Annotated in this window: 11 protein-coding genes; 7 read left to right on the forward strand and 4 right to left on the reverse strand. The window is 42.6% G+C overall.

The window, feature by feature from the left end:
* Nucleotides 1-90 precede the first annotated feature (90 nt).
* From LKD48_RS13765 to mgtE, 4 genes are read left to right on the forward strand one after another with little or no spacing between them, the layout of a single operon-like run.
* On the forward strand, nucleotides 91-873 hold the full coding sequence (locus LKD48_RS13765; protein WP_308732313.1) for a ZIP family metal transporter: 783 nt from the start codon (nucleotides 91-93) through the stop codon (nucleotides 871-873).
* 47 nt (nucleotides 874-920) lie between these two features.
* The gene (addB, locus tag LKD48_RS13770) at nucleotides 921-4,352 is read left to right on the forward strand and encodes a helicase-exonuclease AddAB subunit AddB (RefSeq protein WP_308732314.1); all 3,432 of its coding nucleotides are present in this window, start codon (nucleotides 921-923) and stop codon (nucleotides 4,350-4,352) included.
* Nucleotides 4,345-8,160 carry a helicase-exonuclease AddAB subunit AddA gene (gene addA / locus LKD48_RS13775; protein WP_308732315.1) on the forward strand — a complete coding sequence of 1,272 codons (3,816 nt, stop codon included), beginning with the start codon at nucleotides 4,345-4,347 and terminating at the stop codon, nucleotides 8,158-8,160. The genes addB and addA overlap by 8 nt, the downstream gene beginning before the upstream one ends.
* 52 nt (nucleotides 8,161-8,212) lie before the next feature.
* The gene (mgtE, locus tag LKD48_RS13780) at nucleotides 8,213-9,691 is read left to right on the forward strand and encodes a magnesium transporter (RefSeq protein ID WP_227102097.1); all 1,479 of its coding nucleotides are present in this window, start codon (nucleotides 8,213-8,215) and stop codon (nucleotides 9,689-9,691) included.
* A gap of 24 nt (nucleotides 9,692-9,715) precedes the next feature.
* Here mgtE and LKD48_RS13785 read toward each other — a convergent pair whose 3' ends face one another.
* The 4 genes from LKD48_RS13785 to LKD48_RS13800 all read right to left on the reverse strand — a co-directional run bounded on the left by LKD48_RS13785 (nucleotide 9,716) and on the right by LKD48_RS13800 (nucleotide 13,500).
* Nucleotides 9,716-10,549 (reverse strand): pyridoxamine kinase, encoded by an 834-nt coding sequence (locus tag LKD48_RS13785; protein WP_066557542.1) that lies wholly within the window; start codon nucleotides 10,547-10,549, stop codon nucleotides 9,716-9,718.
* A gap of 34 nt (nucleotides 10,550-10,583) precedes the next feature.
* A complete protein-coding gene (argC, locus tag LKD48_RS13790) occupies nucleotides 10,584-11,531 on the reverse strand; it encodes an N-acetyl-gamma-glutamyl-phosphate reductase (RefSeq protein ID WP_066557547.1) in 948 nt (315 codons plus the stop codon).
* 159 nt (nucleotides 11,532-11,690) lie between these two features.
* Nucleotides 11,691-13,142, reverse strand: coding sequence for a M56 family metallopeptidase (locus LKD48_RS13795; RefSeq protein ID WP_308732316.1), 1,452 nt, complete (start codon nucleotides 13,140-13,142; stop codon nucleotides 11,691-11,693).
* On the reverse strand, nucleotides 13,129-13,500 hold the full coding sequence (locus LKD48_RS13800; protein ID WP_308732317.1) for a BlaI/MecI/CopY family transcriptional regulator: 372 nt from the start codon (nucleotides 13,498-13,500) through the stop codon (nucleotides 13,129-13,131). The genes LKD48_RS13795 and LKD48_RS13800 overlap by 14 nt, the downstream gene beginning before the upstream one ends.
* Before the next feature lie 147 nt (nucleotides 13,501-13,647).
* On the opposite strand from LKD48_RS13800, the gene LKD48_RS13805 reads away from it, so the two are divergent.
* From LKD48_RS13805 to LKD48_RS13815, 3 genes are all read left to right on the forward strand, one after another.
* Complete coding sequence (locus tag LKD48_RS13805) at nucleotides 13,648-14,334, forward strand: hypothetical protein (RefSeq protein WP_308732318.1); 687 nt, start codon at nucleotides 13,648-13,650, stop codon at nucleotides 14,332-14,334.
* 163 nt (nucleotides 14,335-14,497) lie between these two features.
* Nucleotides 14,498-14,737 carry a hypothetical protein gene (locus tag LKD48_RS13810; RefSeq protein WP_308732319.1) on the forward strand — a complete coding sequence of 80 codons (240 nt, stop codon included), beginning with the start codon at nucleotides 14,498-14,500 and terminating at the stop codon, nucleotides 14,735-14,737.
* Between the two features lie 106 nt (nucleotides 14,738-14,843).
* The gene (locus tag LKD48_RS13815) at nucleotides 14,844-15,425 is read left to right on the forward strand and encodes a hypothetical protein (RefSeq protein WP_262538408.1); all 582 of its coding nucleotides are present in this window, start codon (nucleotides 14,844-14,846) and stop codon (nucleotides 15,423-15,425) included.
* Nucleotides 15,426-15,961: the final 536 nt, after the last annotated feature.

The following is a 15,961-nucleotide window of genomic DNA, read 5'->3' on the forward strand; positions in this document are numbered from 1 at the left end:
CTTCTTTTGGCATGTTTTGATTTCACTTTCCCTTTCTTTTGTGTATACTATAAGTAAGTGTAATTATAAAAAAGAAAGGGATGATAAATAATGATAGCTTCTATCGCACAGGGACTTTTGATCCCGTTTGCAGGAACATCGCTTGGCTCTGCCTGCGTGTTTTTCCTGCGTAAGACATTAAATAAACAGATACAGCGAGCGCTGACTGGATTTGCGGCAGGTGTCATGGTAGCTGCTTCTATATGGAGTCTGCTGCTTCCGGCACTTGAGCAGTCAGAAAGCATGGGAAAGCTTTCCTTTATTCCGGCAGTTGTCGGCTTTTGGGTTGGCATTTTCTTTTTGCTGTTTCTTGATCACGTCACACCGCATCTTCATCTAAACAGCAAAGAATCTGAAGGACCAAAGAAAAATTTTTCGCGCACGACAAAGATGCTTCTTGCCGTGACAATTCATAACATACCAGAGGGAATGGCAGTTGGAGTTGTGTATGCCGGATGGATAAGCGGCGATTCAAATATCACTCTTATGAGTGCACTTATTTTATCACTAGGCATTGCGATTCAAAATTTCCCAGAAGGAGCAATTATTTCAATGCCGCTTAGAGGTGAGGGTATGAGCCGCACAAAGTCATTTTTAATGGGTGTGCTGTCAGGTGCAGTAGAGCCAGTGGCAGGTGTACTTACGATACTTGCGGCAGGAATCATAGTGCCGGTGCTTCCGTATCTTTTAAGCTTTGCAGCGGGGGCAATGCTGTACGTAGTAGTGGAGGAACTGATTCCGGAAATGTCAGAAGGCAGCCATTCCAACATCGGAACTGTCTTGTTTGCAGTGGGTTTTTCGGTTATGATGATTTTAGATGTTGCGCTCGGGTGACAGGAATCAGAAAGAATGGCGTTACAAATCAGGAAGGAAAAAAGAGCATGGCACTTCAGTTTATTTCAGGAAATAGTATATCGGACCGCACGGCGGTAATGTACGAGACAATCTGCGCACAAGCATGCAGACATCCAGATAAAAATTATATATTTCTTGTGCCGGAGCAGGCAACCTTGCAGGTGCAAAGAGAGCTTTCAGCCGTGCATCCAGATCATGTGCTTGGAAATATTGATGTTGTGAGTTTTGGCAGACTGGCACATCGTCTCTTGAATGAACAGGCAGGAAAGCAGGCAGTATTGCTTGATGATACAGGAAAGTCGATGATTCTTAGGCGCATTGCAGGAAAGGAAAAGCAAAGCCTTGAGGTATTTGGACGCAATTTAAATCAGAGCGGTTTTATTCAAGAGCTAAAATCAGTGATCAGTGAATTTAGCGCTTACAAAGTCACCTCAGAAGTTTTAGAGGGAGTTCTTCCAACGCTTGAAAAGCGTCCTGCTCTTCAAAAAAAGCTGCGTGATATTGAAAAGGTTTATACTTCATTTTATAAGGAGCTTGGAGAGGAATATTTAACAGCAGAGGAGCTTCTTGGCGTTTTGTCACGTCTTGTGCCGCAGTCAGAAAAAATTCGCGGAAGCATAATCATATTGGATGGCTTTACAGGTTTTACACCGCTGCAGTATCAGGTATTAGAGGAAATGCTCCAATGCGCAGAGCATGTTGTATGCGCTGTTACAGAGGATGAAAAGGGCGGACGTGAAGAGTTGTTCTCTATGAGCCGAGAGATGAAAAATAAGCTTTTGGCGATTGCAAAGGAACATCATGTTTCATGTGAGGAAAAAAATCATCGCTACGTGACAAAAAAACGAAAAGTGGCTGAAGAGCTTGCACATCTTGAAAAGCAGCTTTATCAGGTACCGCCGAAATCATGGAATAAGCAGACAGATGCAGTTAATATTATTGCTGCGAAAAATCCATCAGAAGAGCTTGGCTTTGTACTTAGAAAAGTTTTGTCTCTTGTGCGCGAAGGATATGCGTACCGCGAGATTGCAGTAGTTGTCGGTGATTTATCTGTTTATCGTGATGAGATTTCACATGTATTTGATCAGGCAGGCATTCCTTATTTTATCGATCAGAAAAAAGGATTAAATACACATCCTTTGATTCAATTTGTAAAAAAAGCTCTTGCTGTTTTAGAGGAGCAGATGAGCTACGACAGCGTGATGGCATTTCTTAGAAATCCATATGTAGTAAGCGATGAGAATACGTTTGACGGAGACATTCTCTGTGAGGACTTAGACCGCCTTGACAATTATCTGCTTGCAGGCGGTATTGAGCGAATAAATAGATGGAAGCATCATTGGGTTATGCCATATGACAATGCAGATGAAGAAGATTTATCACGTCTTAATCAGCTTCGTGAGCAGATCTTTAACTGGTTTGTGCCGCTTCGCACTGTCTGGGAAAAGCCTGATACAACTGTGCGCGAGGCTATGACAGCTCTTTTTTCCTTCATGCAGCAATTTGATATCGCATATAAGCTAAAAGTACAGCAAAAGGCTTTTCGTGAATCGGGGGAGAAATATTTGTCAAGCGAGTATGAGCAGGTCTATGCAAAGGTGCTTGGTTTGTTTGATCAAATCGTAGAGCTGATGGGTGATGAAACATTAGAAGTGCGTGTGCTGTCAGATATTTTAGACTCCGGCTTTGAGGAGCTTTCGGTCGGCTTCATTCCAGCTGCTGTAGATCGTCTCGTTGTGGGAGATTTGATGAGAACGAGACTAGAGCATATTCGTGTACTCTTTGTCATTGGCTGCAACGATGGACTGCTTCCTAAGCGCGCAGACAGAGGCGGCATTCTTTCAGATTATGACAGAGAGATTTTAAAGGGCGCCGGTATGGAGCTGGCGCTCGCAGCGCGCGAGGAAGTATTTTGCCAGCAATACTATTTGTATCTGCTTTTAACAAAGCCGTCTCAAAAGCTTTATGTCAGCTTTAGTGAGACATCAGCAGACGGAAAGGCACTTCGCCCGGCTCATTTAAAAAATGTGATCACAAAGCTGTTTCCAAAATGTCAGACATATGCGGCAGAAGACGCGTATCAAAAACTAGAGGGACTGATGCAAAAGAAAGACGGCTTCCTGCTACTTATAAATGGTCTTCGCAGCTACCTGGATGGCGAGAAAGAGATGTGGTGGCAGGAGCTTTATCGTTACTACATGGAGGATGAAGCTTTTAAAGAGCGCTTAGATATTATGCGCGAAGGACTTTTCTATGGTTACAAGACAGAAAAATTAGACAAGCAAATCGCAAAGAAGCTGTTTGGCGGTGATCATGAGATTTCTATTTCACGTCTTGAAAAATATGCAGCCTGTGCGTATGCTCACTTTTTAACATATGGCCTTCAGCTAAAGGAACGCCGCCAGTTTGAGCTTGGAGCAGCTGACTACGGAAGCCTTTTTCATGCTTCAATTAGTCATTTCTTTGAGCTTCTTGAAAAACGCCATTTAAATTGGAGAGAGATTACAGACACACAGAGAAATCAGCTCGTCGAGGAGAGTGTGGCAAAGGCCATGGAGGAATACCAGACAACTGTTTTTGACAGCAGTGCGCGAAATAAATCCATGGCAGGACGCATACGCCGAATGACAGACAGAACACTCTGGGCGCTTGGCTGTCAGTGGGAGCATGGTGCTTATGAGAAGACATGGCACGAGCTTGATTTTGGAAGAGCCGGCGGCAATGGCGTGACGCTTCCAGTCGAGGAAGGTCTGGAGCTGTCGCTTCGAGGAAGGATTGACCGTGTGGACTTTGCTGAGGAAGACGGTTTGCTTTATGTAAAGGTCATCGACTACAAATCAGGAAGTACAAAGCTTGATCTTGGAAAGGTGTACTATGGACTGCAGCTGCAGCTAGTGCTTTATTTAGAGGCGGCAATGGCTATGGCGGCAAAAAGAAATCCTAACAGAAAGCTTATTCCGGCAGGAATTTATTATTACAACATGAAGGATCCGATTGTGTCAGGCTTTGATATGACAAAGGAAGAGATAGAGGCAAAGCAGCAAAAGGAGCTTAGAATGAATGGCCTTACAAGCACAGAAAAGGCATCACTTCTTTTGATTGACGCAGAAGGCGGAAATGTCGTGTCAGGATTGGAGTACAAAAAAGATGGCAGTCTGTCCTCACGCGCACTTGTAGCAAATGCAGATCAGATGCATGAGCTTGGTCACTTTGCCAGAAAAAAAGCACTCAATCTGGCACGAGATATTTACGGAGGAAAGATTGACGCTTATCCGTATGAGTATAAGAAGATGAATCCGTGTGAATACTGCGAGTACGGTTCTGTCTGCGGCTTTGATCTGCAGCTTGAGGGATGTCATTACCGCAGACTTTCTGCGCTTGACAAGGACGAGGTATGGCAGGAAATTGCGCGAGAGGAAAATAAGCAGACGGACAAAGAGGAGAGGGAAGATGGCTGACAATATGACATGGACAAGTGAACAAAAGCAGGTCATTGACCTGCGTGACAGAAGTCTTCTTGTTTCAGCGGCAGCAGGAAGCGGAAAGACGGCAGTACTCGTACAGCGAATTATAGAGCGCATTTGTGATGAATCACACCCAGTTGATATTGACCGTCTTCTCGTGGTGACATTTACTAACGCTGCGGCAGGCGAGATGAGAGAGCGTGTGCAGGCAGCAATTGCAAAGCGTGTAGAGGAGAATCCTGACAATACTCATCTGCGCCGTCAGGAGGTATTAGCTGGTCATGCACATATTACTACAATTGACAGTTTTTGCTTGTCAGTGCTTCGCGAGCATTTTCAGGAGATAGAGCTTGATCCGGGCTTTAGAATTGCAGATGAGGGCGAATTAAAGCTTCTGCAGGCCGATGTACTAGAGGCACTTTTAGAGGAGGAGTACGAACAGGCAAGTGAATCATTTATTCATTTTATGGAGGCATATGCACCAGGAAAAGATGACGAGCGTGCCGTGCAGTTGATTTTGCAGCTCTATGGCTTTGCAGTGGCAAATCCGCGTCCAGAGGACTGGCTTAATCATTGTATTGAAAGCTACGGGGCAGAAAGCATGGAGACGCTTGAAAAGCAGCCGTGGATGTGTACAATGACAGAGCAGCTAAGGACAATCCTTTCTGAGACGGCAGCGCTCTATAAAAGAATGATCGCTGTCTGTAAGGATGAGGGCGGCATGGAAAGCTACGAGTCTGTCCTTTTATCAGAGCAGCAGATGATTGAATATGCATCAGAGGCATCAAAGTATGATGAACTTAGAGAACGTGTCAATCTGATCCGCTTTGGCAGCAAGCCGCGAAAGAAAAAGACTGATTCTTTCAGCGAGGATAAGGCAAAACGTGTCTGGGATATGAGAGAACAGGCAAAAAAGCAGATAAAATCGCTGTCAGAGGATTACTTTGCCGATGATGACGAGCGCCTTCTTCAAAAGCAGCATCTTGCGGGGGTACAGGTAAAGGAACTTGTGCGCCTGACACATGCCTTTCTTTTGCGCTACAGCGCAGCAAAACGAAAGAAAAATCTTGTCGATTTTGGGGATCTGGAGCATTTGGCATTAAACGTGCTTAGCGAGAAGACACCAGACGGCGAGAAGCCAACTTTAGTAGCAGCACAGTATCGTGAAAGCTTCGAGGAGATTATGATAGATGAGTATCAGGACAGCAACTACGTACAGGAGCTGATTTTGACAAGCATTTCAAGGACAGATCCGCCAAATCTTTTCATGGTAGGAGATGTTAAGCAGAGTATCTATCGCTTTCGTCTGGCGCGCCCAGAGCTTTTTATGGAAAAATATGAGACATATACAAAAGAGGAGAGCGAACATCAAAAAATAGAGCTTCACCAGAATTTCAGAAGCCGAAAAAGCGTGCTTGATTCAGTAAACTTTTTCTTCTATCAGCTTATGCATAAGGCAGTCGGAAATGTGGAGTACGACAAGGACGCAGCGCTTTATCCAGGTCTTGTATATGAGCCATGTGATACGCACCCGACAGGAGGAGCCACTGAGCTTATGCTTCTTGATCTGGAGGATGTGACAGAAGATAGTGATGATGTTGTTAAGCCAGATAATGATGATACACAGGCTGTCTACAGCAGCAAAGAGTGGGAAGCGGCAATGATTGCAGAAAAAATCCGCGAGATTACTGATCCAGAGTCTGGTCTTTATATCTGGGATAAGGAGCAAAAAACATATCGTCTGACAGAGTATCGTGATATTGCGATTTTGCTTCGTACTGTGTCTGGCTGGGCAGAGGAATTGATTTCAGTGCTTCTTTCAAAAGGAATATCAGCATCGGCTGATACTGGAAGCGGATATTTTAGTGCACTTGAGGTTCAGACTATCTTAAATCTGCTTGAAATTATAGACAATCCACTGCAAGATATTCCGCTTGCAGCGGTAATGCACTCGCCGATTGGCCATTTTTCCAGTGAGGAGTTAGCCATTATCCGCGCAGAAGAACCGCCGTCACAGTGTAAGCACCTTTATGATGCTGCCACATCATTTGCACAAAAATATAGTGATCCAGCCGATGCAAAAAACAAGGAAGGCTATCACGAGCTGGCAGGCAGACTTCGCACATTTTTTAATCAGCTTGAGACATACAGAAGAAAGAGCCGATATCTTTTGCTTCGTGAGCTTCTTGTCTATGTGTTAGAAGACAGTGGATACTACGAGTTTATAAGTGCGATGCCTGGCGCTGCGACAAGAAAAGCAAATCTTGATATGCTTCTTGAGCGTGCTGGTGCATTTGAAAAGACAAGCTATCAGGGCGTATTCCAATTTGTCCGCTACATCAACAGACTAAAGAAATATTCCGTTGACTATGCGTCAGCGCAGGAGCTTGCCCAGAATCAGGTGCGCGTCATGAGTATTCATAAGAGTAAAGGTCTTGAATTTCCTGTATGCTTTGTGGCAGGTCTTGGAAAAAGCTTTAACAAGCAGGATGTGAATGCGTCAATGCTGTTTTCTGTTGATTACGGCATTGCAACTGATGCAATAGATCCGACACTTCGCACAAAGGAGAGCACAGTTATGAAGCAGGCCATGAGAAGCCAGCTTATGATTGAAAATCTTGGCGAGGAGCTTCGTGTTTTATATGTTGCAATGACGCGTGCAAGAGAAAAGCTGTATCTGACAGGTGCAAAGGATCATCTTTTTGATTACTTGGAAAAGAAAATTCATGAGACAGACAAGACAGCGCGTGAACTTTCATACAGCCAGCTTACGATGGCAGGAAGCTTCTTAGACTGGATTACAGCAGCAGCCTGCAAGCACAAAAGCTTTAAGGCAATTTATGAGCAGCTTGGAATAAATGTGCCATTTGACGGTGTGTGTTATAAAGACGAAAGCCCACTGTCAGTTTTGCTTGTGACAAAAAGCAGTCTGTCTATGCAGACGTCACTTTGGCGTGCAGAGGAAGCAATGAAGCGCACAGCACTTGAAAACTGGAAAACCAAAACCGAAGACGAAACGGCAAAAAATCTGATCGAGTCACGCTTTTTGGTGCGCTATGATGACAGCCCTCTGTCAAAGCTGCAGGCGGCATTTACAGTATCGGAATTAAAGACACGCTACGAGGAGGAAGCCTTTGCAGCAAGTGGATCAGACATAAGAGAGCCTGCTGCACAGCTTATAAAACAAGAATCCGAGATGCAAGATCAGAAACTTCTGCCAGATGAAGAACTTCTTCCAGAGTTTTTACAGCAAAAAGATAAGATGAGCGGTGCGGCGCGCGGTACACTTTATCACTGGCTTTTTGAACACTTTGATTTTACAGGTGATTTAAGGGCGCAGCTTTCCTCATTTATGCAGCAAGAGCTTATAAGTACTGAGGAGCGAAAGAGGATTCGTATAGCAGATTTTGAATATTTTGTGCAGACACCTCTTGGTAAAAAAGTCAAGCAAGCGCAGGAAGAAGGAACGTATCACCGCGAGATGCCGTTTATACTTGGAGTGCCAGCTAAAGAGATGATGGAAAATGACAAAAAGCTGTCAGAAAAAGATGAGAACGAGTATGTCAGTGTACAGGGTGTCATAGATGCCTGGATAGATGGTGAGGACTATATCACGCTGATAGACTTTAAGACAGACAAAAAGCCAGAAGATATGACAGATGAAGAGTTTAAAGAGCTGCTTAAAAAACGCTACCAGGTACAGCTGTCATACTATAAGCGTGCTCTTATGCAGATGACAAAGCGGCCTGTGAAGGAAGCATGTATTTATGCTGTCTCAATCGGACAGACAATCTTTTGTTGACGAGCAAATGGCAAAATGATATACTTTTAAATTAGTAAAGGGGGTGGACGAAATGGACAACGAAGAGCTAGAACAGGACAAGGCCAAGGATGAGGCACTCGAAAAGGCATTAGAGCAGGAAACAGAAAACGAGACGCCGTCAGAAGATGAGACGTTTGCAAAGCCCGATTACGAGTCAGAGATCATAAAGATCATAAGAAGCACCACCTCGCCAAAGGTTACACGTGAAAAGCTTGAGGATTATCATGCAAATGATATAGCTGATGTTCTCGAAAAGCTGACAGTAGTAGAGCGAAAGAAGCTTTATAATATCCTGAACATGGATATGCTTTCAGATGTATTTGAGTGCATAGATGATGTCAGTCCGTATCTAGAGGAAATGGACATTAGAAAGGCAGTTGAGATCATAAGCAGCCTGGAAGCCGATACAGCAGTTGCAGCGCTTCGAGGACTTGATAAAGTCAGACGCTCTGTCATCATTGATTTGATGGATCAGGAGTCCAAAAAAGACATTATGCTGATCGCATCCTTTGATGATGATGAGATAGGAAGCAGAATGACAACAAACTGCATAGTGATCCGCGAAAATCTTACAGTCAAGGAGGCTATGCGTTCACTTGTAAAGCAGGCCGCTGAGAATGACAATATTTCAAAGATTTATGTGGCTGATGAGTCTAATACCTTCTGTGGTGCGATTGATCTAAAGGATCTGATCATTGCAAGAGAAGGCACAAGGCTTGATGATATGATTGTCACCTCATACCCGTATGTATATGGCCACGAGTCTATAAGCGAATGTATTGAAATCTTAAAAGACTATTCAGAGGATTCCATTCCTGTACTCGACAATAACAATAAGATTCTTGGTGTCATCACGGCACAAAATATTATTGAAGTTGTTGATGAAGAGATGGGAGAAGACTACGCAAGACTTGCAGGTTTGATGGCAGAGGAGGACTTAAAAGAACCACTATTAGACAGTATGAAAAAACGTCTTCCGTGGCTGGTTGTTTTAATGTTTCTTGGAATGGTAGTCTCATCTGTTGTAGGCATATTCGAGTCAGTAGTCTCACAGCTGACAATTTTAATGATGTTTCAGTCAGTCATTCTTGGTATGTCAGGAAATGCAGGAACGCAGTCACTGGCAGTTACAGTTCGTGTTTTAATGGATGAGAATCTTGAAGTAAAGCAAAAGATTGGCCTAGTTGCAAAGGAAGTGCGCGTTGGCTTTGGTGATGGACTTTTGTTGGGAATATTGTCATTTATAGTGCTTGGCATTTTCATCATGATTGTAAAGGGGCGTCCGGCAGGCTTTGCATTTGCCGTGTCAGGCTGCATTGGACTGGCGCTCATGTGCTCCATGGTGATTTCAAGCTTGACAGGAACTTTAGTTCCTATGTTTTTCAACAAGATTGGAATAGATCCGGCAGTGGCATCAGGACCTCTTATTACAACGATCAACGACCTTATAGCAGTTATCGTTTACTATGGACTGAGCTGGCTGTTTTTACTTGAGATGATGCATTTTTGATAAAAAGAAAGGGCGTAGCTTTAGCTACGCCTTTAATTCGTTTAAAACCTCCTCAAAGCAGACGCCGTCTGTTCTAGGACATTCAAATTCCTCTGTTATTTCAATGCAGCGCTGCACAAATGCGCTTGCCTTTCGCACAGAAGTCTCAAAGTCTACATTGTTGGCACAGTCTGCCGTCAAAATCGCAGCAAAGATATCGCCTGTTCCAGAACGCTCCTGTCCAACGCGTTTCCTTTTCACTACAGAAGGTGTACCGCCTGATTCACATATAACATTTCCTATAAAAGTTCCCATAGAGACACCAGTAATTACTACCTTAGACGGCCCCATGGCAATCAGTGAAAGAGCCAGTTCAGACAGCTCACTCATCTGCCAGTGACCATCGTGATATGGCGTGTCAGTTAAAATGCAGGCTTCCGTCAAATTAGGTGTAAGAATGTCAGCAAAATGTGCTAACTGCTTCATCTGACTGCACATCTCTGGCGTGAAGGTCTGATAGGTGCGTCCGTGATCACCCATAACAGGATCAATTAAAACCTTAGTAGTTTCATCCTTGAAATCGCGGATGAAATTCTTTACGATTTCAATCTGACGCTCAGAGCCTAAAAATCCAGCTGCGATACATTCAAAGTGGAGATTTAACTTCTTCCACTCAGCGATGTAGGATGGCATTTTCTCTGTGTAATCGTCAAAGTAAAAGGACGGATATCCCGTATGATTAGAAAAAACGGAGGTCAGCACCGGACAGCACTGAACCTTCATTTGAGATATAATGGGCAGAGCCACTGTTACAGAACAGCGTCCAAAGCCAGAAAAATCGTTAATCAAAGCAGCCTTTGGCTGATGGCGAAGTGACATAAATAAATCCTTTCTCATTTTTGTATTCGCTGTTTTAAAGATTTAGTCCCTTCGTTTCATCACATCCAGTCATAATGTTAAAGCACTGAATAGCTGCACCTGAAGCACCCTTACCAAGATTATCGAAGACACTAGACAGCTGAATACGATTTTCATTTCCAGTGATATAGATCTGCATGCCGTCATAGCCGCTTAAATGATTGCCGCTTAAAAATCCAGACATTTCGCTTTCAGCGCCGAGCGGCATAACCTTTACGAAAGGTTCATTTGCATAGTAGTCAGCAAAAAATGCCTGTAAGGATTCTGGAGTCTGAGTGGTGTTTAACAGATCAGTGTACAGAGGAACATTGACAACCATTCCACTGTAATAATCGGAAACAATAGGGGTAAACAGCGGAGCACGGGATAATCCTGTGATAAGTCGCATTTCCTTTAAGTGCTTGTGCTGCTGAGAAAGACCATACTCGCGAGGTGCATCAAGCTCTGCGTCACGGTCAGATGCCTCATACTGCGCAATCATTTTTTTGCCGCCGCCGCTGTAACCAGTCAGAGAAAAAGAGGCAACAGGGTAGTCTGTCGGGAGAATGCCGCCTGCGATCAACGGGTAAACGAGTGAGATAAAGCCAGATGCATGGCAGCCAGGATTAGCGATGCGCTTGCCAGTTCTAATAGCCTCGCGGTGCTTAGCGGAAAGCTCCGGGAAACCATAAGCCCAGCCAGCCTCAGTGCGGTGTGCAGTTGAAGCATCAATAATGCGTGTATTTGGGTTCGTTACGAGAGCAACAGCCTCTCTGGCTGCGCTGTCAGGAAGACAAAGAAATGTGATATCAGAAGAGTTTATCAGGCGGCTGCGCTCAGCAGGATCCTTTCGAAGCTCTGGTGCTATAGTTAACAGTTCAATGTCGTCGCGATTGTCAAGACGCTCGTGAATGCGAAGTCCTGTAGTGCCTTCGCTTCCGTCAATAAATACTTTTGTTTTCATGAATTGCCCCTCTTTTCTTTGGGATGATGTATTACAATGGTGTCGTTGCCATTATAGCAGACCTTGGGAGGGGATGCAACCCGGAAGAAGTGTGCAAATCGGAAGATGATTTCGACTGGAAGAGTTGTAACCCGGAAGGTAATGGTGTCTGTCCGAAAGTTATTGATTGGAATCAATGTTTTGGGATGGATCGAATGCATAGCTTCCCAAGATTGTGATACTTGTGGAACCAACATTTTCCATAAAAATTCGATAGATTCCACTAGAGGGAACCGAGAAATGGGTTCCATAGCCATTCTCGTGAAGGGAGATATAGGTTTTCTGATGACCATCTGTAAGTCCAACGCGAAAATGAATATTAGGGGTGACATTGCAAACTCCAGCAGTGCAAAACGAAGAATCTGGTGTTAGATAAAGATAAACATCATCGGCGCGAGCGCCAGGAGCAAGTGTGTAGGAATAAGTTTCAATGCCGCCATCGATGCGAGTATCAATCAGTTTATCCATATCGAGTTCTTTTAAAAATACGGAATCCATATAAGACGGATCCTCGTCATCGGTGTAAAAAGTATAGACTGGTGGATACCAAGGGATTTCAATAGCCTCAGTTGTTGCATTAAACCAGTCATAATTTAGTTGATCGATTGGCTCAACACTTGCCTGAGCGATCAGTGATGAACTGGCGAAAAGTAACACACCAGCTAGAATAGAGAATAAGATAGACTGCTTTCGATGAGTAAAAGATGCAGAGCGACTTGTAGACATTCGGTACTTTAACTGTGTTTTGTTGTTTAATCCAATGCAGGAAGGAATCATCTGCTTAGATTGAAGGTGCGACAAAATGAGTGCAAAGTAGTCATGATGGGACAAATCACCCTTCAAAAGACTTAAAACTGTTCGGTCACATACTGTTTCACAAAGCAGTTCAATATCGCGACGAAATAGGTAGGCTACCGGATAAAACCAAAAGATAATATTGAGAATACGTCCCCATTGAAACTTGCGAAGATCGTTATGTTTTATGTGAATCATTTCATGCAGCAGAATCGCAAAAAGCTCATTCGATGAATAGTCGCGCTGCGGAAGCAGAATGATAAAATTATGTTCTTTTACCGTGACCGGCGTAGAAGTCAATGAGCAGTAGCGAATGCTTGGAATATGCGTAAGGTGTAAGCTTTCGACTAAATCACGAACGATTTTATCTAGCGCGGCATCACTTGGCGAGTATGTTGACTGATTAAGAATCTTGCGTAGAGAAATACAATCTTTTATATAGAAAATACATTTAATAAGAATGCCAATCAGCCATATGGAATGAGGAATCCAAGTGATCTTGGCATAGCCTGTTGAACAAAAAAATACCATACCAGGAAAGGGGTGCTCGCATTGATTGATCGGAGAATAAAATGCTTCTACTGATTTCGTGAGAAAGAAAAATGGCGTAAAGCAAAAGATGCCAAGAGGAATCAGCCGATAGCAAATCAAAACCAAAGAAGGAAACCGTTTTGCTTCGAGAATTAAAATTTTCCAAAATGACCAGAAACAAAAGCTGGTGATAATACAATAAAAAATTGCGTAGAAAATATCAGACCCCCATTTAATCCAACTCATCCAGATAATCCTTTAAGTCCTGAATATCGTCTTTTGACAGCTCATTTTCTTTAATTAGAGCGGCAGCCATACGTTTCAAAACTCCCTTTCCCCAAATTTTTGAATAGTCAACTGCGGTTTGCTCAAAATAAGCATCTTTTGTGATTAGTGGATGATAGACAGATACCCGACCTTTCCGCTGATATGTCAGATATCCCTTTCCAGCCATGCGAAGCATGTAGGTAGATAGTGTTTGAAGCGTCCATCCGCGTTGAAAACGTTCATTAAGAAGTGTTAGAACTTGCGATGGTGAAACATCTGTACCAATAGACCAGATGCAATCCATAATCTGAAGTTCAACATCTGTCATTTTTTCCATGTGAATGATAATCCTCCTCTTTTTTCTTTCATTTTAAAATAAAATAGCCAAGAAGTCAATCTTTGTAATTGACAATCTATGTATAGTATGTTACTCTACAACTATAGAGTAACAAGAGCTGTAGAAAATTTTAAGGAGGGAAAACAGATGAGTCATAATAAGATTTTGAGAACAGTATTTGGTATTTCGACAGGAGCGTTATTGTTTGGAATGAATATGATGCAAGTACCTTTTGCGTCAGAAAGTATTACAGAGACAGAGCCTCAGAGCATATCAGAGGAAAACACAGACGTAATTGATAATCAGAAGTTGTTAGAGATTGATCAGGATCAGCTTGATACCGGTGTTGTTTATGTAACAACAAAAGACACCTATTTTTATTTTCCAGATGGATGCAGTGATGATGCTAATCTTTTAGGATGGGCAGTTAAATGGATGCACGAAACTTGGTATCAGAACTCAGAAAATGATATTGATGTTTCTGCAAAGGTTTTTGTGATATCAGAAGAAACACAGGACGATACAATTACATTGTTTGGAATTACCTCATATGAAAGTAATGCAGACTATACAGGAAAATATGCAGTTTCAGCAACCTTTGAAAAAGACAGTGAAAACACATTCAAATTTGTGGATTATTGGGAACCATTGGATTCAGATGAGATCAAGTCAATTGAAGCACGTTTTCCAGAGGAAGATTGGAAAACGGCAGAGGATATGACGAGATATGATGAATTACTTTCTGATGAGGAAGAAGTTACAGGAACGTGTATTGTAGTATCGGGAAATACCCCGGCAGAAATAATAGCAGATATGTATGACAAAACCAAGTGACCATGGTGACAGGTCCGGCGGTCTTTTAGTTGGGTACATTGGCTTGATTACTGTCCCAGTGGCATTCATTACATATTGGAAAATAAATAATAGTACGACAGGAAATAGTAGGATAAATTGAAGTGATATTTTATAAAATAACATAAAAAGAGGTGAATATGGAATGATATTAATAGTGTGTGTTGTAATAGCAGCTGTATTATTTTTAGTATGGGGTGTGAAGCAGAATAAATTTGGAAAATATTATTGGGGTTATGCTATTGCGTTTGGACTTACTATTCTTACTTGCTTTATTCATGTACATCAAATGTATCATTGGACAGTTATTTTAGTAGATATTATTGCGGCATTAACATGGGGGATTGCAGGAATAGTTGGTCATAGACAGAATAGGCTGGGGTGACCATGGGGACAGGTTCGGCGGCCTTTTAATTGGGTACATTGGCTTGATTACTGTCACGGTGGCTTTAGAGAGGACTAATTAAGTCAATGAAGAGGGGTGACGTGGAATGAAAGGAAAAAAGAAAAATGTCATAAAAGTGATAATAGTACTGCTAGTGATTGGAGGTATTTTCTATTTTGCGCAACCGTGGATTGTATATTATACGGGGCCTCCTCAGTGGACGTATGAAAGATTATGTCAAAGTGTGCAAAGCGGAAGTTATTGGAATTCGGCACGAGGGCGAGCGTTAGATGTGGATGGGCATCTGGATGAGTTAAAAACAGAGACCGTTTTTCTTAATAAGAAAATTCAGAAGTTAGAGAATGGATTGTATCTATTACAGTGTGATGGCATATCGGAATGGCAAACATGGCTGGTATTATTCAATCGGTATCCAATTTCAAATGCAAAAAGAGATTTTTTGCTTGATACAATGAAGCTAAAAGGCAGCGATGATAACGTGAACGTTGAAATGAAAAGTTCCTCTTATCCAGTTGAAAGATTTTTTGGAGCATATTTGTATGTTGTGTTGCCATCTCCAATGCAGATTGATGACACGATCACTTTGGAGATTGATGGCAAAGAAATAGACATCGAAGTAGAAACGGTACCGGATGTTTCTGAAAATTATTTAAGAAAACAGGGGTGACCACGGGGACAGGTCCGGCGGCCTTTTAATTGGGTACGTTGGCTTGATTACTGTCCCAGTGGCTTACAATTAAGTTATGCAAAGGCGCCAGAAGCTGCAAAAGTGGCTATGGCGTCTTTTTTGACGCAGCTCTGCCACAGTTTAAAAAGGCCGCAAACAATGTGGTCTTTTTTGCATATAAGAAGCATCTAACCTGCATTGTATCATACCTTTTTGTGTGGTACCATAGCTTTATCATTTTGATAGAAGGTATATTGACGTAGTGCTAGGTACTCTTACAATTTTCAGCCATCGAATGACCGTTGTAAGAGTGCTTGATAGCAAGTTCTTGCTATATCATTTTGGAATAAAAGCTGTTATCATATAGAAATACCACGTGGACACTAATTGAGCCAGTGTACCCAATAAAAGAGCCGGCGTTCCTGTGATATGCTACCCTCATATAGGACAATGAAATAAAAAAGTCCTATATGGGGGTATTTTCATGTTCAGAAAGAGTAAGATAGAACCAGTAGAAAAAGTAAAAATAGTCGAAC

The organism is Anthropogastromicrobium aceti (assembly GCF_020687335.1).
Lineage (GTDB): Bacteria > Bacillota > Clostridia > Lachnospirales > Lachnospiraceae > Anthropogastromicrobium > Anthropogastromicrobium aceti.

Coding starts and splice junctions, on each gene's coding strand:
- LKD48_RS13765 (WP_308732313.1), top strand. CDS start 91: ATGATAGCTTCTATCGCACAGGGACTTTTGATCCCGTTTGCAGGAACA.
- addB (WP_308732314.1), top strand. CDS start 921: ATGGCACTTCAGTTTATTTCAGGAAATAGTATATCGGACCGCACGGCG.
- addA (WP_308732315.1), top strand. CDS start 4,345: ATGGCTGACAATATGACATGGACAAGTGAACAAAAGCAGGTCATTGAC.
- mgtE (WP_227102097.1), top strand. CDS start 8,213: ATGGACAACGAAGAGCTAGAACAGGACAAGGCCAAGGATGAGGCACTC.
- LKD48_RS13785 (WP_066557542.1), bottom strand. CDS start 10,549: ATGTCACTTCGCCATCAGCCAAAGGCTGCTTTGATTAACGATTTTTCT.
- argC (WP_066557547.1), bottom strand. CDS start 11,531: ATGAAAACAAAAGTATTTATTGACGGAAGCGAAGGCACTACAGGACTT.
- LKD48_RS13795 (WP_308732316.1), bottom strand. CDS start 13,142: ATGAGTTGGATTAAATGGGGGTCTGATATTTTCTACGCAATTTTTTAT.
- LKD48_RS13800 (WP_308732317.1), bottom strand. CDS start 13,500: ATGGAAAAAATGACAGATGTTGAACTTCAGATTATGGATTGCATCTGG.
- LKD48_RS13805 (WP_308732318.1), top strand. CDS start 13,648: ATGAGTCATAATAAGATTTTGAGAACAGTATTTGGTATTTCGACAGGA.
- LKD48_RS13810 (WP_308732319.1), top strand. CDS start 14,498: ATGATATTAATAGTGTGTGTTGTAATAGCAGCTGTATTATTTTTAGTA.
- LKD48_RS13815 (WP_262538408.1), top strand. CDS start 14,844: ATGAAAGGAAAAAAGAAAAATGTCATAAAAGTGATAATAGTACTGCTA.